At 60.6% G+C, this 19,153-nt stretch carries 21 protein-coding genes; 18 read left to right on the top strand and 3 right to left on the bottom strand.

Features of this window, described 5'->3' with window-relative positions; translation table 11 throughout:
- The 8 genes from Q1M54_RS15985 to Q1M54_RS15950 form a co-directional block, all read left to right on the top strand.
- Window positions 1-787, top strand: a 787-nt coding sequence (locus Q1M54_RS15985; RefSeq protein ID WP_300559368.1) for an acetyl-CoA C-acyltransferase, incomplete at its 5' end; no start/stop codon positions are given.
- A 3-nt stretch (window positions 788-790) separates the two neighbouring features.
- Window positions 791-1,468 (top strand): SDR family oxidoreductase, encoded by a 678-nt coding sequence (locus Q1M54_RS15980; RefSeq protein ID WP_300559366.1) that lies wholly within the window; start codon window positions 791-793, stop codon window positions 1,466-1,468.
- 20 nt (window positions 1,469-1,488) lie between these two features.
- Complete coding sequence (locus Q1M54_RS15975; protein WP_300559364.1) at window positions 1,489-2,616, top strand: acyl-CoA dehydrogenase family protein; 1,128 nt, start codon at window positions 1,489-1,491, stop codon at window positions 2,614-2,616.
- Window positions 2,617-2,665: 49 nt separating this feature from the next.
- The gene (gene trkA, locus Q1M54_RS15970; protein ID WP_300559361.1) at window positions 2,666-4,057 is read left to right on the top strand and encodes a Trk system potassium transporter TrkA; all 1,392 of its coding nucleotides are present in this window, start codon (window positions 2,666-2,668) and stop codon (window positions 4,055-4,057) included.
- Window positions 4,057-5,520, top strand: coding sequence for a potassium transporter TrkG (locus tag Q1M54_RS15965; protein WP_300559358.1), 1,464 nt, complete (start codon window positions 4,057-4,059; stop codon window positions 5,518-5,520). The genes trkA and Q1M54_RS15965 overlap by 1 nt, the downstream gene beginning before the upstream one ends.
- A gap of 35 nt (window positions 5,521-5,555) precedes the next feature.
- Window positions 5,556-5,987 (top strand): rhodanese-like domain-containing protein, encoded by a 432-nt coding sequence (locus Q1M54_RS15960; protein WP_300559355.1) that lies wholly within the window; start codon window positions 5,556-5,558, stop codon window positions 5,985-5,987.
- Window positions 5,988-6,398 (top strand): YchJ family metal-binding protein, encoded by a 411-nt coding sequence (locus Q1M54_RS15955; RefSeq protein WP_300559352.1) that lies wholly within the window; start codon window positions 5,988-5,990, stop codon window positions 6,396-6,398.
- A 46-nt stretch (window positions 6,399-6,444) separates the two neighbouring features.
- Window positions 6,445-7,092 carry an HAD family phosphatase gene (locus Q1M54_RS15950; RefSeq protein WP_300559350.1) on the top strand — a complete coding sequence of 216 codons (648 nt, stop codon included), beginning with the start codon at window positions 6,445-6,447 and terminating at the stop codon, window positions 7,090-7,092.
- A 21-nt stretch (window positions 7,093-7,113) separates the two neighbouring features.
- Here the strand turns inward: Q1M54_RS15950 and Q1M54_RS15945 are convergent, their stop codons facing one another.
- Window positions 7,114-8,136: an AraC family transcriptional regulator gene (locus Q1M54_RS15945; protein ID WP_300559347.1), complete on the bottom strand. Its 1,023-nt coding sequence runs from the start codon at window positions 8,134-8,136 to the stop codon at window positions 7,114-7,116.
- Between the two features lie 99 nt (window positions 8,137-8,235).
- Here Q1M54_RS15945 and Q1M54_RS15940 point away from each other — a divergent pair, with 99 nt between their 5' ends.
- The 9 genes from Q1M54_RS15940 to Q1M54_RS15900 are packed head-to-tail and all read left to right on the top strand — an operon-like array spanning window position 8,236 to window position 16,039.
- Window positions 8,236-9,843, top strand: coding sequence for a carboxyl transferase domain-containing protein (locus tag Q1M54_RS15940; RefSeq protein WP_300559344.1), 1,608 nt, complete (start codon window positions 8,236-8,238; stop codon window positions 9,841-9,843).
- A gap of 44 nt (window positions 9,844-9,887) precedes the next feature.
- On the top strand, window positions 9,888-10,226 hold the full coding sequence (locus Q1M54_RS15935) for a type II toxin-antitoxin system VapB family antitoxin (RefSeq protein WP_300559342.1): 339 nt from the start codon (window positions 9,888-9,890) through the stop codon (window positions 10,224-10,226).
- Window positions 10,223-10,624 (top strand): PIN domain-containing protein, encoded by a 402-nt coding sequence (locus Q1M54_RS15930; protein WP_300559339.1) that lies wholly within the window; start codon window positions 10,223-10,225, stop codon window positions 10,622-10,624. The genes Q1M54_RS15935 and Q1M54_RS15930 overlap by 4 nt, the downstream gene beginning before the upstream one ends.
- On the top strand, window positions 10,612-11,145 hold the full coding sequence (locus Q1M54_RS15925; protein ID WP_300559336.1) for a DinB family protein: 534 nt from the start codon (window positions 10,612-10,614) through the stop codon (window positions 11,143-11,145). Before Q1M54_RS15930 ends, Q1M54_RS15925 begins: the two co-directional genes overlap by 13 nt.
- Complete coding sequence (locus tag Q1M54_RS15920) at window positions 11,142-11,924, top strand: enoyl-CoA hydratase/isomerase family protein (protein WP_300559333.1); 783 nt, start codon at window positions 11,142-11,144, stop codon at window positions 11,922-11,924. Before Q1M54_RS15925 ends, Q1M54_RS15920 begins: the two co-directional genes overlap by 4 nt.
- 10 nt (window positions 11,925-11,934) lie before the next feature.
- On the top strand, window positions 11,935-13,944 hold the full coding sequence (locus Q1M54_RS15915; RefSeq protein ID WP_300559330.1) for an acetyl/propionyl/methylcrotonyl-CoA carboxylase subunit alpha: 2,010 nt from the start codon (window positions 11,935-11,937) through the stop codon (window positions 13,942-13,944).
- A gap of 12 nt (window positions 13,945-13,956) precedes the next feature.
- On the top strand, window positions 13,957-14,877 hold the full coding sequence (locus Q1M54_RS15910) for a glyoxylate/hydroxypyruvate reductase A (protein ID WP_300559327.1): 921 nt from the start codon (window positions 13,957-13,959) through the stop codon (window positions 14,875-14,877).
- Window positions 14,878-14,893: 16 nt separating this feature from the next.
- Window positions 14,894-15,802 carry a hydroxymethylglutaryl-CoA lyase gene (locus Q1M54_RS15905; RefSeq protein WP_300559324.1) on the top strand — a complete coding sequence of 303 codons (909 nt, stop codon included), beginning with the start codon at window positions 14,894-14,896 and terminating at the stop codon, window positions 15,800-15,802.
- Between the two features lie 3 nt (window positions 15,803-15,805).
- Window positions 15,806-16,039 carry a DUF1289 domain-containing protein gene (locus Q1M54_RS15900; protein WP_300559321.1) on the top strand — a complete coding sequence of 78 codons (234 nt, stop codon included), beginning with the start codon at window positions 15,806-15,808 and terminating at the stop codon, window positions 16,037-16,039.
- Between the two features lie 21 nt (window positions 16,040-16,060).
- On the opposite strand, the gene Q1M54_RS15895 is transcribed toward Q1M54_RS15900, so the two are convergent.
- On the bottom strand, window positions 16,061-16,504 hold the full coding sequence (locus Q1M54_RS15895; protein ID WP_300559318.1) for a universal stress protein: 444 nt from the start codon (window positions 16,502-16,504) through the stop codon (window positions 16,061-16,063).
- A 171-nt stretch (window positions 16,505-16,675) separates the two neighbouring features.
- On the opposite strand from Q1M54_RS15895, the gene Q1M54_RS15890 reads away from it, so the two are divergent.
- The gene (locus Q1M54_RS15890; protein WP_300559316.1) at window positions 16,676-17,314 is read left to right on the top strand and encodes a 2-hydroxychromene-2-carboxylate isomerase; all 639 of its coding nucleotides are present in this window, start codon (window positions 16,676-16,678) and stop codon (window positions 17,312-17,314) included.
- Window positions 17,315-17,426: 112 nt separating this feature from the next.
- Here the strand turns inward: Q1M54_RS15890 and Q1M54_RS15885 are convergent.
- Window positions 17,427-19,153: VC_2705 family sodium/solute symporter (locus Q1M54_RS15885; protein WP_300559313.1), on the bottom strand; the 1,727-nt coding region annotated here is incomplete at its 5' end.

Genomic DNA, 19,153 nt, shown 5'->3' with positions numbered 1-19,153 from the left:
TTACCGCATGGGCCACGACCGCATCTTTGACCACATGATGCTCGACGGCCTGGAAGACGCTTACGAGCCCGGCCGCAGCATGGGCACCTTTGGCGAAGACTGCGCCGCCAAGTACAGCTTCACCCGCGCCGAGCAAGACCACTTTGCCACCACCAGCGTGCAGCGCGCCAAGGCCGCTACCGAGTCGGGTGCCTTTGCCGCCGAGATCACGCCCGTGACGGTAAAAGACCGCAGCGGCGAACGTGTGGTGTCCATCGACGAAGGCCCGGGCAAAGTCAAGCTCGACAAAATCACATCGCTCAAGCCCGCCTTCAAAAAAGACGGCACCATCACCGCCGCCAGCAGCTCGTCCATCAACGACGGCGCGGCTGCCATGGTGCTGATGCGCGAAAGCACAGCGGCCAAGCTCGGCTGCAAACCGCTGGCCCGCATCGTCAGCCACGCCACCCATGCGCAAGAACCCGAGTGGTTCGCCACCGCCCCCGTGGGCGCGACCCAAAAAGCTTTGGCCAAAGCAGGATGGAAAGTCGAAGACGTGGACCTGTGGGAAGTCAACGAAGCCTTTGCCGTGGTGCCCATGGCGCTCATGAAAGAGTTGAACGTGCCGCACGACAAGGTCAACGTGAACGGCGGCGCTTGCGCCCTCGGCCACCCGATTGGCGCGTCCGGCGCGCGCATCATGGTCACGCTGATCCACGCGCTCAAGGCCCGTGGCCTCAAGAAGGGCCTGGCCACGCTGTGCATTGGCGGCGGCGAAGGCACGGCCGTGGCGCTGGAACTGGTCTGACAGATGCCGACAGTCTTGCTCATCGGCGCATCGCGTGGCATCGGTTTTGAACTGGCACGCCAGTACATCGAAGAGGGCTGGCGCGTCATCGCGACTGCGCGTTCGGACGACGGGATCGCTCTTCTCAAAACCTTGGGTGCCGAAACCTTGCGACTGGATGCGGCCAACCCGGCCAGCAACTCGGGATTGGCCTGGCAGTTGGATGGAGAGAAATTGGACTTGGCCGTGTATGTTGCCGGGGTCGGCGATCGGGACACTGCCGTCTCGCCGCCCACCCGAGAGAAATTCGATCTGTTGATGCATACCAATGCCATGGGTCCCATGATGGTGTTGCCACAAGTGGCGCCCATGTTGGCGCAGTCCTCAGGTACTTTTGCGGTCATCAGCAGCCACTTCGGCAGCTTGACCTTGACCGAGAGCAGCATGGCGGTGCTCTACCGGATGAGCAAGGCGGCGCTGAACATGTACATCCGATGTGCTCAGCATGACTTTCCTGAAATTGTCTGTCTGGCCTTGCACCCGGGCTGGGTGCAGACCGACATGGGGGGGCCGCAAGCGCCTGTGAAAGTGCAAGACAGTGCAGCCAGCCTGCGCCAGACGCTGGAGACCGTACGTACTGAACGCGACCCGAAACACCGAGGCGCATTTTTGAACCACGATGGGCAAGCCCTGCCTTGGTGAACCGACACAGAAAGACCGACATGCTGCTGACCCCCGACCAAGAAATGATCCGTGACGCCGTGCGTGACTTTGCCCAGCGCGAGCTGTGGCCCCATGCCGCCGAGTGGGACAAGAAGCACCACTTTCCCAAAGAAGCGCACAAGGGCCTGGCCGAGCTGGGGGCGTATGGCATTTGTGTGCCCGAAGAACTGGGCGGCGCGGGCCTGAACTATGTGACGCTGGCGCTGGTGCTCGAAGAAATCGCTGCCGGTGACGGCGGCACCAGCACCGTGATCAGCGTGACCAACTGCCCCGTGAATGCCATCTTGATGATGTACGGCAACGCCGCGCAAAAAGCGCAGTGGCTCACGCCGCTGGCCCAAGGCCAGATGCTGGGTGCGTTTTGCCTGACCGAGCCGCATGTGGGCTCTGACGCATCGGCCCTGCGCACCACGGCCTTGAAAGACGGCGACGAATACGTCATCAACGGCGTCAAGCAGTTCATCACCAGCGGCAAGAATGGCGATGTGGCGGTGGTGATTGCCGTGACCGACAAGGGCGCGGGCAAGAAGGGGCTGAGCGCCTTTTTGGTGCCCACCAGCGCCCCGGGCTATGTGGTGGCGCGCCTGGAAGACAAGCTGGGGCAACACAGCAGCGACACCGCGCAGATCAATTTTGACAATTGCCGCATCCCAGCTGAGAACCTGGTCGGTCAAGAGGGCGAGGGCTACAAAATTGCCTTGTCGTCATTGGAGGGCGGGCGCATCGGCATTGCTGCGCAGAGTCTGGGCATGGCCCGCAGCGCTTTGGATGTGGCCATTGACTACGCCAAGCAGCGTGAGAGCTTTGGCACCGCCATCTTCAACCACCAGGCCGTGGGTTTCCGTTTGGCCGACTGCGCCACCCAACTCGAAGCGGCGCGCCAGTTGATTTGGCACGCGGCCAGCTTGCGCGATGCTGGCCGCCCCTGCCTGAAAGAAGCTGCCATGGCCAAGCTGTTTGCCAGCGAAGTGGCCGAAAAAATCTGCTCTGCCGCCATCCAGACCCTGGGCGGCTACGGCTATGTGAGCGACTTCCCGGTCGAGCGGATCTACCGCGATGTGCGCGTGTGCCAGATTTACGAAGGCACCAGCGACGTGCAAAAAATCATCATCCAGCGGGCGCTTTAAAGTAAAAAGCGGGCTGCTATGGGGGGCGGCTCCCGTATCATCAGGCCTCATGAACATCATCATCCTGGGTGCCGGCCGTGTGGGCGAAAGCGTCGCCGAAAGCCTGGTTTCAGAGCAAAACGACATCACTGTCATCGACCAAGACCCGGCACGCCTCAGGTTGCTCGAAGAGCGTCTGGACCTGCGCGGGGTGGTGGGCAACGGCATTCAGCCCTCGGTGCTGCGCGAAGCTGGGGCCCAAGACGCCGACATGCTGATTGCCTGTGCGGCGGCCGACGAAGCGAATTTGGTGGTTTGCAAGATCGCCCACGATGTGTTCAACGTGCCCACCACCATCGCTCGGCTGCGTTCGCCCGAATTCAATGAGGGTGATGAATTGCTGGGCAAGTCCGGTTTTGCGGTGGACCATGTGATCTGCCCCGAAGAGTCGGTGATGCGCTACATCCAGCAGCTGATCCAGTACCCCGAGGCTTTGCAGGTGCTTGAATTTGCCGAGGGCCGCGTGAGCCTCATCGTGGTGCGTGCCGCGGCCGACAGCCTGTTGGTGAACCACACCATCGCCGAGTTTCGCGACCGCTTACCCGATGCCGAGATGCGCGTGGTGGCCCTGTACCGGCAAGACACGCAAGTGGATGCGCTGCCCGAGACGAGCATCTTGCCTGGCGATGAGGTGTTTGTCTTGGCCGACACACGCAAGATCCCTGTTGTGTTGTCTGGCATCCATAAAACCGACCAACCCGTTCGACGCCTCATGCTGGCCGGGGGGGGCAAAGTGGGCTTGCGTTTGGCGCGCATTTTGGCGGACCAGTACGCCGTGAAGCTGATCGAGCGCGACAAAAAACGCTGCGAATACCTGGCCAGTCAGTTGCCTTCAAGCACCTTGATTCTGAATGGCGACGGTGCCGACGAAGACCTGCTGCAAGAAGAAAACGTGGGCGAGATGGACCTGTTTTTGGCGCTGACCAGCGACGACGAGGACAACATCATGTCGGCCATGTTGGCCAAGCGCATGGGTGCGCGGCGTGTCATGGCCCTGATCAACCGCCGCGCATACGCTGACATGATGCAAGGCAGCACGATCGACATTGCGATCTCCCCTGCCCAAACCGTGATCGGCGAGCTGTTGGCGCATCTGCGCAGGGGCGATGTGGCGGCAGTCCACAGCCTGCGCCGGGGGGCGGCCGAGGCCTTGGAGGGCATTGCGCGCGGTGACATCAAAACCTCCAAGTTGGTGGGCCGGCGTGTCGAGGAAATCAAGCTGCCCCAGGGCGTGAGCATGGGCGCCATTGTGCGTGGCGAGGGCAAATATTCCGAAGTGCTCATGCCGCACCACGATACCCTGATCGAAGCCAATGACCACATCGTCTTGTTCATTCCCAACAAGCGCGATGTGCGTGCGGTGGAAAAACTCTTTCAGGTCAGTGCGACCTTCTTTGGCTGATGCTCACGTTCTTCGCGCCGGTCTTGGCCTTGATGGCGCGCATTCTGGTCGCGTTTTCGGTCACGTTTTTGGTGCCGGGCATCTGGGCCTGGTTTGAAGACCACCGTGACTTGCAGTGGATCTGGCTGGCCGGCTTTGGTTTGACGGCTGTCAGTGGCTTGGTGTTGGCGGCGCTCACCCAGCGGCATCGGCGGGAATTGAAGACCAAAGACGGTTTCCTGTTGGTCAACATGGTGTGGCTGGTCTTGCCGGCCTATTCGGCTTTGCCCCTCATGTTTTTGGTGCCAGAGATCACTTGGTTCAAAGCTTATTTTGAGGCCATGAGCGCGCTCACGGCCACGGGCGCAACGGCGCTTTCCGGGCTTGAGCACTTGCCGGTTTCGGTGAATATTTGGCGCTGCTTTTTGCAGCTGATCGGTGGTCTGGGCATCATGCTGTTGGTGGTGGCGGTCTTGCCCATGTTGGGTTTGGGCGGTATGCAACTTTACAAAACCGAAACACCCGGCCCCATGAAAGACACCAAATTCACGCCTCGTATTGCAGAGACGGCGCGTGGATTGTGGGGCGTTTACTTTTTGTTTTCGGCCGCTTGCTTGCTGGCGTACCGCTGGGCTGGCATGAGCTGGGCCGATGCCTTCATGCACATGTGCACCACCATGGGTTTGGGTGGATTTTCTTCGTATGACGCCAGTTTTGGGCACTTCAATTCACCCATGATCGAGTGGGTTGCCATCGTCTTCATGAGCTTGGCTGGCATCAGCTTTGTGCGCTACTTTGTGGTGCTGCGCAGCCGCTCCATCCTGCCCATCAGCAATGATCGGGAGATTCGCACCTACTTGGGTGTTTTGTTGGCCGCCACTTTGTTGGTGATGGCGCTGCTGTTGGCCCATGGCGTGTATGACGACGGCCTGGAGGCCTTGCGCATCAGCGCTTTCCATGTGGTGTCTTTGGCCACCACCACCGGTTATGCCGCCACCGATTACGCGCAGTGGCCGGTGTTTGCCCCAATCTTTTTGATGTTTCTGGGCTGCTTTGTATCGTGTGCGGGGTCTACGGGCGGCGGCATCAAGCTGGTGCGCATGATTTTGTTGGTCAAGCAGGCGCGTCGCGAGTTGGTGCGCATCATCCACCCGCGTGTCATCAACCCGGTCACACTGGGCGGCGCCGTGATTCCCATGTCGGTCATGACAGCGGTGCTGGGCTTCATGCTCATTTATGGTGGGGCCACCATGGGCCTGAGCATGCTGCTTTTGCTCAGCGGCTTGGACATCGTGACCGCATTTTCGGCCGTGATCGCCACCGTCAACAACATCGGTCCCGGTTTGGGTGAAGTCGGTCCATCGGGTAATTTTGGGGGCCTCAACCCTTTTCAGTTGAGTGTCTTGAGTTTTGCCATGCTGCTGGGTCGACTGGAATTGTTGTCGGTTCTGGTGTTGTTCAGCTCACATTTTTGGCGCAAATAAAGTCGGTTTTTTGCCATCATCACAAGGAGAATCACATGTCCATTACCAAAGGATTTCAAGTCCTCGTCGACGAGGCCATGGCCCAGGTCACGACGCACAGTGTGGCCGCGGTGCAAGCACGCCTGGCCGATGCAGCCGTGCAAATCGTGGACATCCGCGACCCGCGTGAGCTGGAACGCGATGGCACGGTGCCCGGCGCTTTGCTGGCCCCTCGCGGCATGCTGGAATTCTGGGTGGACCCGGCTTCGCCTTATTTCAAGCCTGTGTTCGCCGACGAGAGCAAACAGTTCATCTTGTTTTGCGGTGCAGGCTGGCGCAGCGCTCTGGCCACCAAAACCCTGCAAGACATGGGCATGACCAATGTGGCCCATATCGATGGCGGTTTTGCCGCCTGGAAAAAAGCAGCGGCGCCTATTGTCACGATGGAGCAGCACAAAGCCGAAATTGCCGCGCGCAAGAGCGCTTGAATGCCTCATAGCGTGACGCTGTGCCCGTGCGGCCGCACCACCCCCAAAGGTCAGGCACTGAGCTTGGCTGACTGCTGCGGCCCGCTGCACACAGGCCAAGCTGCGCCCGATGCCGAGCGCCTCATGCGCTCACGCTATAGCGCCTTTGTGCTGGGTGATGTGCCCTATCTGCTGGCCACTTGGCACAGCAGTCAACGGCCCGCCGAACTGACGCTCGAGCAGGGTGGCAAATGGTTGGGCTTGGAGATCAAACAGCACCGCGTCACAGGCGTGGGTACCGCCGAGGTGGAATTTGTGGCGCGCTTTCGGGTGGGTGGCAAAGCGGTGCGCCAGCATGAACGCAGCCGCTTTGTGCGCGAACCCAGTGCAGACGGCGATCGCTGGTTTTATGTGGACGGCGATGAGCTTTGAGGCTTGACCCAGAGCTTCTGCACAATGCCCCTATATCATCACATCCATGAACTTTGAAGCCATTTTGTTTGATTGCGACGGCGTGCTGGTGGACAGCGAAGCCATCACCTGTGGCGTGCTGCGCGACATGTTTGAAGAGCAGGGCTGGCGCATGACCTTGGCCGAGTGCATGCAGCGCTTTGTAGGCCACACCGTCAAAAGCCAGCGCAGCACCATCGAAGCGCATACCGGCCAGCCGCTCACCGATGCGTGGTTGGAACAGTTTTTTGCCCGCCGCAATGTGCGCTTGACGCAAAGCATCACCGCGATCGAGGGCGTTCATGAAGCGGTGGCGCATCTGCACGACCACTGCCAGGGACGAATTGCTGTGGCTTCGGGTGCAGACCGTTTCAAGGTCGAGATGATGCTCAAGCAAGTGGGGCTGATCGACTTTTTTGCAGGCCGCATTTTCAGCGGCCACGAGATGCCGCGCAGCAAACCTCACCCCGATGTGTACCTGGCTGCAGCTGCGCACTTGCAGATCGACCCGGCACGTTGTTTGGTGGTGGAAGACACCACCGTGGGCATCACGGCGGGTGTGGCTGCTGGGGCCACAGTGTGGGCTTATGCCGCGCCTCCAGCTGAGCATGCGCCTTTGGTGCAAGCCGGGGCCGCTCGCGTGTTCACGGGTATGCACGAGTTGCGTCTGGCTTGAGTCCTGATGGCATGGGCTTTTTCAAGGCGCTTTGGCCTGCCTGAACTCTTCAGGCGTTTGCCCCGTCCACCCTTTGAACGCCCGCATGAAACTCTTCTCGTTCTGAAACCCGACCTCGGCAGCGATTTTTTTGATGGGCCGCTGCGTGCGCAGCAGCAGGTCGGTGGCCAGGTCGCGGCGCACGGCGTCTTTGAGCTGCTGCAAGCTCGCACCTTCTTCTTTGAGTTGCCGGTGCAGGGTGCGGGCCGACAGGTTGAGCCAAGCCGCCAGGTCGTCGGCGTTGCGGCTGTGCTCGGGGTGTTCGGCCAGGGTCTGGCGCACTTTTTCCACCAGCAAGCGGTCGCGCCGGTAAGGTCGTACCGTGAGCAACAGGGCGCGTTGCAGCATGCGTTGCAAGGCAGCCTCGTCGCGGCGCACCGGCAGGCTCAGGTAGCCCGCGTCAAACTGTAGGCTGTGCGTGGGCGCGTTGAATTGGGTGGGGCCGTCAAACAGCACGCGGTAACTGTCGGCATGGGGTGGCGGGGCCAAGCGCAGCGTGGTTTGCAACAAGGGGATGCGCGAGTCCGTCAGCCAGCAGGCCACGCCCAAAGCATTGCGCAGCACCGAGACCACGGCAAATTCTTGCAATGCGCCCAAGTTGCGTTGTTCGGTCAATTGCAGGCTGGCCACCCCCTGCGACTGGTTGACTTGCAGGTGGATGTCGTCGGTCAGTAAGCCGTGGTGGCGGCACCAGCGGGCCAGCGCCACGCCCAGGTTGGGGGCGGTCAAGGAGGCGCGCACCAGCATACCGTAGCTGCCCCAGGGCAGGCGGCGGCTGAACCAGCCCAGGGCCTCATCGTCCAGCTCGCGCATGGCCGCTTCGCTCATCCATTCCATTTGCAGCGCCGTCACGCGCGCATCGGGTTGCGACAATAATTCTGGCGTGATTTGTGCTCTTCGAAGGGCTCCGGCCGGGTCCATCCCGCGGTCGGTGTAGGCCTTGACCATCGCTAAAATGAAGGCGATCGGTGTTTCAGATCGGGAGGTCGGGGAAGTCAAGTTCATGAATGGCATATTTTGGCAGGATTTGCAACCTGCTTGGCGTGATGTTTCAGGACACTTCGCTTTATGCTGGTGGCCAACAGAGACAGCCGAGGACCTGCCATGACCGTTTTGCACTCCCAACTGAACCCGCGCTCCGCCGATTTCCAGCACAACGCCGCTGCCATGCGTGGTTTGGTCGATGACCTGCGTGCCCACCTGGAGCGAGTGGCCCAAGGCGGGGGCGATGCGCCCCGCGCCAAACACACCGCCCGGGGCAAGCTGCTGCCGCGTGACCGTGTGCAAATGCTGCTCGACCCCGGCACACCCTTCCTGGAGGTGGCCCCGCTGGCCGCGCTCAACATGTACAACAACGACGCGCCCAGCTCTGGCGTGATCGTGGGTATAGGTCGCGTCAGCGGCGTGGATTGCATGATCGTGTGCAATGACGCCACGGTGAAGGGCGGCACCTATTACCCCATGACGGTGAAAAAGCATTTGCGTGCGCAAGAGATCGCGCAGCAAAATCGCCTGCCTTGCATTTACCTGGTGGACTCGGGCGGTGCCAACCTGCCCAACCAGGACGAAGTTTTCCCCGACCGCGACCACTTTGGCCGCATCTTCTTCAACCAAGCCAACATGAGTGCGCAAGGCATCGCACAGATCGCGGTGGTCATGGGCTCTTGCACGGCAGGGGGGGCTTACGTGCCCGCCATGAGCGACGAGACCATCATCGTCAAGAACCAGGGCACCATCTTTTTGGGTGGCCCGCCCTTGGTCAAAGCGGCCACGGGCGAAGTCGTGAGCGCCGAAGATTTGGGCGGTGGTGATGTGCACACGCGCCTGTCGGGCGTGGCCGACCACTTGGCGCAAAACGATGTGCACGCGCTGGCGTTGGCGCGTCAGGCCGTGAAAAACCTGAACGCGCAAAAGGTCCCCAACATCGCCACGCATGCGCCAGTGCCGCCGCTGTTTGACGCGCAAGAGTTGTACGGCGTGATTCCCACGGACACGCGCAAGCCCTTTGATGTGCGCGAAATCATCGCTCGCATCGTGGACGGCTCGGAGTTCGATGAATTCAAATCACGCTTTGGCACCACCTTGATCTGCGGCTTTGCCCGCATCGAAGGCATGCCGGTGGGCATCATCGCCAACAACGGCATTTTGTTCAGCGAGTCCGCCTTGAAGGGTGCGCACTTCATCGAACTGTGCTGCCAGCGCAAGATCCCCTTGGTCTTCTTGCAAAACATCACCGGCTTCATGGTGGGCCGCAAATACGAGAACGAAGGCATCGCCCGCAATGGCGCCAAGATGGTCACGGCCGTGGCCACGGCGGCTGTACCCAAATTCACCATCATCATTGGCGGCAGCTTTGGCGCGGGCAACTATGGCATGTGCGGCCGTGCCTACAGCCCCCGCTTCTTGTGGATGTGGCCCAACGCCCGCATCAGTGTCATGGGTGGTGAGCAGGCGGCCAGCGTCTTGGCCACTGTCAAACGTGACGGCATTGAAGGCAAGGGCGGCCAGTGGAGCTTGGAAGAAGAAGAGGCCTTCAAAGCCCCGATCAAGCAGCAATACGAAGACCAAGGCCACCCCTACTACGCCACTGCCCGCATTTGGGACGACGGCATCATCGACCCGGCCGACACCCGCCGCGTGCTGGCGTTGGGTTTGAGCGCATCGCTCAATGCCCCGATACCAGAGACGAAATTTGGACTTTTCCGCATGTGATGTGTATGATTTTGTAAATTCATACACATTAAGGGGCTTAACACATGCGAACCAACATCGTGATCGACGACAAGCTCATGGCCGACGTCATGGCTTATGGCGACTTCAAGACCAAGCGAGAGGCTGTGGAAGAGGGCTTGCGCATGCTCAAGCGGCGCAAAGTTTATGACGGCTTGCTGGCCTTGCAAGGACAGCTTCAGTGGGACGACTCGGACGAAGGATGGGCCCTCTGGCGGGCGCAGCAGCAGGCATTGAAGGTCGCAGGCGAACCGTACGACCGCGCCATTGACGCGGCGGAGAAGGTCCACACAGGCGTTCAGGCTTTGGTGCTTCAAGAACCCGAGCCGCCCACACTGATCGCAAAAACCCGGAAGAAGCCATGATTCTGGTGGACTCCAGCGTCTGGATTGACTTCTTCAATCAAGCGCCGACACCGCAACGCCTGCAACTGGTGCGCTGGCTGGAAGGTGGAGACGTGTCGATTGGCACAGCCGATCTGGTGGTATTCGAAGTGCTGCGCGGCTTTCGCAACGACACAGCCCGTCGCACGGCAGAAAGCCTGCTGTTGGATTTGCCCGTGATAGACATTGGTGGGGCGGCCAATGCGCTCAGCGCGGCAGCTCTGTACCGCCTCCTGCGGGCACAAGGCCGTACCGTGCGCAGTCCCATTGACGTGCTGCTGGCCAGTTATTGCATGACCCACCGCCACACGCTGCTGCACCGTGACGCCGACTTTGAATCACTCAAAAAATTGGGAGGACTGGAGACATGGCCACAATGAACACATCCACCTGGCACAGTCACTTCAAAATGCAAGCGCGTTACCAAGTCTGGGTCACGCACCGCCTGCTTGAAGCGGTCTCGCGCGTGTCCGATGCAGACTATCGGCGCGACGTGGGCCTGTTCTTCAAAAGCATCCACGGCACGCTGAACCACATGCTGGTGGCCGAGCACCTGCTTTGGTATGCGCGTTTTGCCAAAGGCGCATCGCCCGTGCTGGCGCTGGACGCCGAGGTTGAACCCCACCGCGAACGCCTGGCGCAGGCGCTCAAGGGTGGATCGGCCAACTGGGCGCCATTGATCGCCAGCTGGAGCACCGAGCGTTTTGATGGCCAACTGGACTACCGCACGAGCAAGGGCGATCCCCTGTCCCTGCCGTTTGCGGCCACCTTGGCGCATGTGTTCAACCACACCACCCACCACCGTGGTCAGATCACGGCAGCACTGACGGCCATGGGCCAGCCTTGCCCGGAGCTCGACATGGTGCATTTCCTTTTGGCAGAACAGGCCCCCAAAGCATGAGTACAGCCCTGAAAATCTCAACCCAAGGCGGCGTGCACACCATCACGCTGTCCCGCCCTGATGTGCGCAACGCCTTCAACGACGAAGTCATTGCTGAGCTGAAAAACGCTTTTCTGGCAGTGGCTCAGGACAGCGCCGTGCGCTGCGTGGTGCTGGCCGCCGAGGGGCCTGCTTTTTGTGCAGGCGCAGACCTGAACTGGATGCGCCGCATGGCCGACTACACCCGCGATGAAAACCTGGCCGATGCGGGCGAGCTGGCCGCCATGCTGCGCGCCATTTATGCATGCCCCCAGCCCACCATCGCCCGCGTGCAAGGCGATGTGTACGCCGGCGGCATGGGCTTGGTGGCGGCGTGTGACATGGCGGTGAGCGTGGACACAGCCCACTATTGCCTGAGCGAGGTCAAGCTGGGCCTGATCCCCGCCACCATCAGCCCTTATGTGATCCGCGCCATGGGTGCGCGTGCGGCGCACCGCTATTTTTTGACGGCTGAGCGTTTTAATGCGGCCGAGGCGCACCGCATCGGGTTGGTGCATGAGCGGGTACCGGCCGATGCGCTGGACGCCAAAGTGGCCGAGCTCACCCAAGCGCTGGTGAACGCCAGTCCCCACGCCGTGCGCGCCTGCAAAAAGCTGGTGCAGCACGTGGCCGAGCGAGAGATCAACGACGCGTTGGTGGCGCAAACGGTGGCGGGTATCGCCGACATCCGCGCCAGCAGCGAAGGCAAGGAGGGCGTGCAGTCCTTTTTGCAAAAACGAAAACCCAGCTGGTTGGTGTGAGGAATAAGACATGTTCAACAAAATACTGATCGCCAACCGTGGCGAAATCGCCTGCCGTGTTGCGGCCACAGCCCGTCGAATGGGCATTCAGACCGTGGCCGTGTATTCGGACGCCGATGCCGGAGCCAAGCATGTGCAAGCGTGTGACGAAGCCGTGCATGTGGGCGGCAGCGCGCCCAAAGACAGCTACCTGCGTTGGGAACGCATTTTGCAAGCGGCCAAAGACACGGGCGCTGAGGCCGTGCACCCCGGCTACGGCTTTTTGAGCGAGAACGAAGACTTTGCCAAGGCCTGCGCCGCAGCCGGTCTGGTGTTCATTGGCCCGCCAGCCTCTGCGATTTTGGCGATGGGCCTCAAAGCCGAATCCAAGCGTTTGATGGAAGCAGCCGGCGTACCGCTGGTGCCGGGTTACCACGGAGCCGACCAAGACCCAGCGCTGCTGCAGCGCGAGGCCGACCGCATTGGTTACCCTGCCCTCATCAAGGCCAGCGCGGGCGGTGGTGGCAAAGGCATGCGCGTGGTCGAAAAGTCCGAAGACTTTGCGGCGGCGCTCGCCAGTTGCCAGCGCGAAGCGATCAACAGCTTTGGCAGCGATGCGGTGCTGATTGAAAAGTACGTGCAGCGCCCACGCCACATCGAGATCCAGGTGTTTGGCGATACGCAGGGCAACTGCGTGTATTTGTTTGAGCGCGATTGCTCGGTGCAGCGCCGCCACCAGAAGGTGCTGGAAGAAGCCCCGGCCCCCGGGATGACCGAGGCCCTGCGTGCGCAAATGGGCGCAGCCGCTGTGGCTGCGGCCAAAGCGGTCAACTATGTGGGCGCGGGCACGGTGGAGTTCATCGTCGAGCAAACCGCTTATGACCAGCCCGAATCCATGAAGTTCTTTTTCATGGAGATGAACACCCGCTTGCAGGTCGAGCACCCGGTGACCGAGGCGATCACGGGTCTGGACTTGGTGGCGTGGCAGTTGCGTGTGGCCAGTGGCGAGCCGCTGCCTTTGCGCCAGGACCAGTTGTGCATTCAGGGCCATGCCATCGAGGCGCGCATTTGCGCTGAGAACCCCGACAACAACTTCTTGCCCGCTACTGGCACTTTGCAGGTCTACCGCAAACCGCAAGCCAGCAGCTTTGAGACAAGCACGGTGCGCATCGATGACGGCGTGCGCGAGGGCGACACCATCAGCCCGTTTTACGACTCGATGGTGGCCAAGTTGATCGTGCACGGCGATACCCGCGAGCAAGCGCTGGCCCGGCTCGATACCGCCTTGGCGCAAACCCACATCGTGGGCCTGAACACCAACGTGCAGTTCTTGCGCCATGTGGTGCGCAGCGATGCCTTTGCCACCGCCAAGCTCGACACCGCGCTCATCCAGCGCGAAGCCGCGGTTTTGTTCAAGCAAGAAACCGTGGGCTTAGCTGCAGCGGTGGCCGCTGTGGTGGCCCACACCCTGCATGCGGAAAAAGCCCTGCAGGGCGCAGACCCCTTCAGCCGCCGTGATGGCTGGCAGTCGCACGGCCTGGCGCAGCGCCGTTTTGAATTCGTGTGGCAAGACCAGCCCTGCTCGGCCCGTCTGAGCTACTTGCACGACGGCGCTGTGAGCTTGTCTCTGGAAGGTGATGACGCCATCTCTGGCGTGCTGACATTTGCCGCCCATGGTGAAGGCCTGTGGGTGCAGTGGGGCAGCACCCCACGCTGCTTCACCCAGCTCAACTGGCAAGGCGAAACCGCGCACCTCTTCACGCCGCAAGGTGCGACCCGCATCACCGTGCTCGACCCGTTGGCCCACGCGGGCGAAGCGGCGCAAGAAGGCGGGCGTCTGACGGCCCCCATGCCTGGCAAGGTCGTGTCCTTTGCCGTCAAGGCGGGCGACAAGGTCAAAGCCGGTCAGCCTCTGGCGGTGATGGAGGCCATGAAAATGGAGCACACCATCAGCGCACCCAAAGACGGTGTGGTGGCCGAGCTGCTGTACGCACCGGGTGACCAAGTCGCCGACGGGGCAGAGCTGCTCAAGCTGGGCTGACAAAATCGACCCATGAACATCACCATCTGCTTTGACAAGCTCGACCCCGCGCCTTGGGTGCAGGGCCTGCAAAAGGCTTTCCCTGAGGCTGCAGTGTCTGCATGGGCGCCTGGCGCGCCCTCCGCCGAGCATGCCATTGTCTGGGCGCCGCCCCAGCAGTTCATCGACGAACAGCCGGGCCTGCGAACCCTGTTCAACATCGGCGCAGGTGTGGACGCTTTGCTGCAGCTCAAATTGCCGCCTGCCCTGAAGGTGGTGCGCTTGGACGATGCGGGCATGTCGGTGCAGATGGCCGAATACGTGTGCCATGCGGTGATCCGGCATTTTCGCGAGTTCGATGGCTACGACGCCGACACCCATTTGGGCAAATGGTCTTACCGCAAGCCTCGCAGTCGCGCCGACTTTGCGGTGGGTGTGATGGGCCTGGGTGTGCTGGGTGAACGCGTGGCCAAAGCGCTGCAGGTGTTTGACTTCTCCGTCAACGGCTACAGCCGCAGCCCCAAAGACCTGGCGGGCATCCGCTGCTTCAGCGGGGCGCAGAGCCTTCACGAATTCCTGCAGGCCACGCGCGTGCTGGTCAACCTCATGCCGCTGACTGCCGAGACCGAAAACATCCTGAACAAAGACACGCTCTCGCAGCTGCAAAAAGGCGGCTATGTGATCAACGTGGCCCGTGGCAAACACCTGGTGGACGAAGATCTGCTGGCCCTCATCGACAGTGGCCACCTGGCCGGGGCCACGCTCGATGTGTTCCGCACCGAGCCCTTGCCCGCCGACCACGTGTTCTGGCAACATCCGAAAATCACCGTCACGCCACACACCTCGGCCCGCACTCTGCGTGAAGAAAGCATTGCTCAGATCGTTGGCAAAATGCGGGCTTTGCAGCACGGTGAGCCCATCAACGGCGTGGTGGACCACCAGCGCGGTTATTGACCATTCAGAGAACCCCATGACCCTTCCTTCTCGCGTTCAGCTCATCGATGTCGGCCCCCGTGACGGTTTGCAAAACGAAAAGCAGCCGGTCCCGGCCGAGGTCAAAATTGGTTTGGTGCACCGATTGCAGGCTGCGGGCCTCACCGAGATCGAGGTCACCAGTTTTGTGTCCCCGAAGTGGGTGCCGCAGATGTCCGACAACGCGATCGTGATGGCGGGTATTGAGCGCCAAGCGGGTGTGCGCTATTCGGTGCTCACGCCCAACATGGTCGGCTTTCAGGCGGCGTTGGCTTCTAAGCCTGACGAGATCGTGGTCTTTGGAGCCGCCAGCCAGGCCTTCAGCCAAAAGAACATCAACTGCTCCATCGAAGAAAGCATGGAACGCTTTGCGCCCGTGGTGCAAGCCGCGCTGGCAGCGGGCATTGCCGTGCGCGGGGCCATGAGCTGCACCGTGGGATGCCCCTACGAAGGCGAGGTCTCACCGGCGAGCGTGGCCCATTTGGCAGGTTTGATGAAGCAAATTGGCGTGCAGCGCGTGGACGTGGCCGACACCATTGGCACAGGCACGCCGCTCAAGGTGCAAAAAGCCATCGAGGCCGCAGGCCAGCACTTCGACATCGACCACATCTGCGGCCACTTTCACGACACCTATGGCCAGGCCCTGGCCAACACCTTGGCCGCGCTGCAGATGGGGGTGTGGAACTTCCAGTCTTCTGTCGCAGGTCTGGGTGGCTGCCCTTATGCCAAGGGTGCAACGGGCAATGTGGCCACCGAAGACGTGGTGTACATGCTGCACGGCATGGGCATTGCTACTGGCATCGACCTGGACAAACTGGTGGATGCCGGCGCCTTCATCAGCGACTTTTTGGGCCGCAAACCCAACTCGAACGTGGCCAAGGCCATCTTGAACAAGCGGGCGGGCTGAGCCATGAAGTCGCACTTCAAATTGTTGGCGCAGCGTGCCGCCCAAGTGTTGGCTACACAAGAGCCGCATGTGCCATCGCCCTGCGTGTCGGTGTGTCTGATGCACCCCGATGGGGGGCACTGTGAGGGGTGTTTGCGCACACTTCCTGAGATTGGCAACTGGGGCCGCATGTCGGATGAGGCCAAACGCTTGGTGTGGCGCAACATTCAGCAGCGGCTGGTGTCCTCACAGGGCTGAAATCGCTTGGGCCTGCTGAGGTCAGTGCTCGCGTGCCACCACAATCAACACGTTGCATGGCGACTCTTCAACGAGCGACTTGGCCGTCGAGCCGCTCCACCAGCGGCGCAAGATGTTCTTTTCGTGTTTGTGGCCCACCACAATCAAGTCAGCCTTGGCGCGCTCCGCAAATTGCGTCAGCTCATGGATGATGTCTCCTTTCAAGATTTCCCCTTTCACTGAGAAACCCATGGCCTGCAAAGATTGCACGCCACGCTCAAGTTGATCTTTGAGTGTTTCTTGCAGAGGTTCCGCATCCACCGAGGTGTAGTAACCCATCTCCATCGAGCCCACATCCAAGGGGTTGGGGGCCACGGCCACGAGCGTCAACCGAGGTTGCCCCCAGTGCGCCAGCTCTTTCAGCTCAATCAAGGCTTTCTGGCCGGTGACAGAACCGTCGTAAGCCAAGATGATGTGTTGGTACATACGCGCCTCCTGAATCGAAAAAAAGAGTGGGATGCTTTGGGGGCACCGCACTTCTGAGGATGGATGACAAAATCATGTGCTGCAATGCCCAGATGCGCAAGCTGGTGTTGACCCTATGGACCCCGCCCATGGCCATGCCGAATTGACCGATTTCATTGACTGAAAGATGACATGAAAACCATCCACTTTTATTTCGATTTCATCTCGCCCTATGCCTGGTTGGGCTTTGATGCCTTGCCCCAAGCCTTGCAAGGCATCAGCCACAGGGTGGTGCACAAGCCCATTTTGTTTGCTGCGCTGCTCAAGCACCATGGACAACTGGGGCCGGCAGAAATACCTGCCAAGCGCGATTGGACTTACCGTCAAGTGCTCTGGCAAGCTCACCAGCAAGGTACGCCCTTGCAGTTGCCTGCCATGCACCCTTTCAACCCCTTGGGCTTGTTGCGTTTGGCCACCGCCTGCGATGTGGGCGGCGAGCCCAACCGCTGGGTGTGCGAGAAAATTTTCCGCCATGTGTGGTGCACCGGTGGCGATGCCGCCGATGCAGAGAGATTGCAACAGCTCACAGCAGAGCTCAAGCCTGTTGTGGATACGAGCAGCCCAGCGGTCAAACAAGCCTTGCAAACACAGACCGAAAGCGCCATCGCGCAAGGCATCTTTGGCGTACCGACCTGGGTCGTGGATGGGCGTCACTTTTGGGGCCAAGACGCCTTGCCCATGCTGCGGGCCTATCTGCAAGGCGACCCTTGGTTCCATGGCCCGGACTGGCAAGCGCCGGCCTTGTGTGGGGTGGGGGTGCGGCGTTCATGACCTGACGGGCCGAGCACAAGCGCCAACAAAAAACCCCGATCGCTGAATGCGATCGGGGTTTTTTGTTGGAAGGGTTCAGGTTGGCAAGACAGGTCTTGCCAACTTGCGCCTTTTAGTGAGCAGCACTGCCTTGTGAGGTGGTGCCGTCAAAGCTGGGGAAACGGACGTTTTCGACCATGTCCTGAACTTCTTGGTCCGGTGCCTTGGTCAGCAGCGACACAATGATGATCACTGCGAAGCCCAGTGGCACGCCGAAGATACCGGCCGAGATGGGGGCAATGTCCCACCAGGTGTTGGCCTTCAAGATTTCAGGTGTCAGCGAACCCTCATGGAACAAGCCGTACATCCAAGGATGTGTCTTGGTCATGTAGTAGAACGAGATGCCCAAACCAGCCAACATGCCCAGCGAGGCGCCCCATTTGTTGGCACGCTTCCAGAAGATGCCCAGGGTCAACGCAGGGAAGAAGGCTGCCGCAGCGAACGAGAAGGCCGCTGACACGAGGAACAAAATGTCGGCCATGCGCAGCGATGCGACATAAGCCGCAGCCAAAGCCACGAACACCAAAATGGCTTTGGAGATCGCGACACGGCGGTTGGCCGAGGCGTTGGGGTCAACAATTTTGTAGTACACGTCGTGCGACAAGGCGTTGGCAATGGTCAGCAACAAGCCATCGGCTGTGGACAAGGCCGCAGCCAAACCACCGGCTGCCACCAGACCGGAAATCACGAACGGCAAGCCGCCGATTTCAGGTGTGGCCAAGACCACAATGTCACCGCCCAAGCGGATCTCAGCCAACTGCAAGATGCCATCTTTGTTGATGTCAGCCACAGCCATCAGTGTGGGGTCGACCACGTTCCAGCGTGCAATCCATCCCGGCAATTGGTCAAACGGTGTGCCGACCAGAATCGTGTAGATGTCGAACTTGACCAACACCGCCAAAGCCGGCGCTGTGAAGTACAGCAGCGAGATGAAGAACAGCGACCAAGCCACCGACTCACGCGCTTCACGCACCGAAGGCACGGTGTAAAAGCGCATCAGAATGTGGGGCAAAGCCGCCGTACCGATCATCAAGCAGAAGACCAGGGCCAAGAAGTTCTTGCGTGCCACATCTCGGGCAGCGTCGTCTTTGCCAGGGAAGGGCTCAGCATGACGCAGGGGTGGGTTGGCACGTGGGGCATTCGCAGCGCGGGCAGCGGTGTAGGCCGCTTTGGCTGCTGCTTCGTCTTTGGGCAGACCAGCCAAAGCCTTTTCAGCGGCAGTGATGTCAGCTGCCGGTGCGTTGGCGGCCTTCAGGTCTTCCAGCTTTTTGGTGGCTGCTTCTTTGTCAGCGGCCATGGCTGCTGGCACGTCTTTCAGCTTTTCAGCGGCTGCATCGGCACGTGCTTTGAAGATACCGCGAACTTCGAGTTCTTTGGGGTCTTTCAGCAGTTGCTCTTCTTTGGCGGTCACTTTTTCAAGCAAGTAGCCATAAGAGATCTGAGGCAGAGGATTGCTGGTGTGTTTCACCGACAACCAAACCACGGGGATCATGTAAGCCACGATCAGGATCAGGTATTGGGCCACTTGGGTCCAGGTCACAGCGCGCATACCGCCCAAGAACGAGCACACCAAGATACCGGCCAAGCCAACATAGACGCCCACGTCGAAGGACAGGCCTGTCAGACGGGCTGTGATCAGGCCCACGCCAAAGATCTGCGCCACCACGTACACGAAGGACACCAAGATGGCCGCAAACACGCCAATGAGGCGGGCCATGTTGCCGCCGTAGCGTGCGCCCAAGAAGTCAGGGATGGTGAACTGGCCAAACTTACGCAGGTAAGGCGCCAAGAACAAGGCCA

The organism is Limnohabitans sp. Rim8 (assembly GCF_943326455.1).
Classification (GTDB): Bacteria; Pseudomonadota; Gammaproteobacteria; order Burkholderiales; family Burkholderiaceae_C; genus Limnohabitans_A.
The sequence above is the reverse complement of the archived record's forward strand: the minus strand, read 5'-3'. Positions and strand labels throughout refer to the sequence as shown.

Bases quoted from the DNA above. Each gene is read 5' to 3' on its own strand.
- Q1M54_RS15980 (WP_300559366.1), top strand. From the start codon at position 791: ATGCCGACAGTCTTGCTCATCGGCGCATCGCGTGGCATCGGTTTTGAA.
- Q1M54_RS15975 (WP_300559364.1), top strand. From the start codon at position 1,489: ATGCTGCTGACCCCCGACCAAGAAATGATCCGTGACGCCGTGCGTGAC.
- trkA (WP_300559361.1), top strand. From the start codon at position 2,666: ATGAACATCATCATCCTGGGTGCCGGCCGTGTGGGCGAAAGCGTCGCC.
- Q1M54_RS15965 (WP_300559358.1), top strand. From the start codon at position 4,057: ATGCTCACGTTCTTCGCGCCGGTCTTGGCCTTGATGGCGCGCATTCTG.
- Q1M54_RS15960 (WP_300559355.1), top strand. From the start codon at position 5,556: ATGTCCATTACCAAAGGATTTCAAGTCCTCGTCGACGAGGCCATGGCC.
- Q1M54_RS15955 (WP_300559352.1), top strand. From the start codon at position 5,988: ATGCCTCATAGCGTGACGCTGTGCCCGTGCGGCCGCACCACCCCCAAA.
- Q1M54_RS15950 (WP_300559350.1), top strand. From the start codon at position 6,445: ATGAACTTTGAAGCCATTTTGTTTGATTGCGACGGCGTGCTGGTGGAC.
- Q1M54_RS15945 (WP_300559347.1), bottom strand. From the start codon at position 8,136: ATGAACTTGACTTCCCCGACCTCCCGATCTGAAACACCGATCGCCTTC.
- Q1M54_RS15940 (WP_300559344.1), top strand. From the start codon at position 8,236: ATGACCGTTTTGCACTCCCAACTGAACCCGCGCTCCGCCGATTTCCAG.
- Q1M54_RS15935 (WP_300559342.1), top strand. From the start codon at position 9,888: ATGCGAACCAACATCGTGATCGACGACAAGCTCATGGCCGACGTCATG.
- Q1M54_RS15930 (WP_300559339.1), top strand. From the start codon at position 10,223: ATGATTCTGGTGGACTCCAGCGTCTGGATTGACTTCTTCAATCAAGCG.
- Q1M54_RS15925 (WP_300559336.1), top strand. From the start codon at position 10,612: ATGGCCACAATGAACACATCCACCTGGCACAGTCACTTCAAAATGCAA.
- Q1M54_RS15920 (WP_300559333.1), top strand. From the start codon at position 11,142: ATGAGTACAGCCCTGAAAATCTCAACCCAAGGCGGCGTGCACACCATC.
- Q1M54_RS15915 (WP_300559330.1), top strand. From the start codon at position 11,935: ATGTTCAACAAAATACTGATCGCCAACCGTGGCGAAATCGCCTGCCGT.
- Q1M54_RS15910 (WP_300559327.1), top strand. From the start codon at position 13,957: ATGAACATCACCATCTGCTTTGACAAGCTCGACCCCGCGCCTTGGGTG.
- Q1M54_RS15905 (WP_300559324.1), top strand. From the start codon at position 14,894: ATGACCCTTCCTTCTCGCGTTCAGCTCATCGATGTCGGCCCCCGTGAC.
- Q1M54_RS15900 (WP_300559321.1), top strand. From the start codon at position 15,806: ATGAAGTCGCACTTCAAATTGTTGGCGCAGCGTGCCGCCCAAGTGTTG.
- Q1M54_RS15895 (WP_300559318.1), bottom strand. From the start codon at position 16,504: ATGTACCAACACATCATCTTGGCTTACGACGGTTCTGTCACCGGCCAG.
- Q1M54_RS15890 (WP_300559316.1), top strand. From the start codon at position 16,676: ATGAAAACCATCCACTTTTATTTCGATTTCATCTCGCCCTATGCCTGG.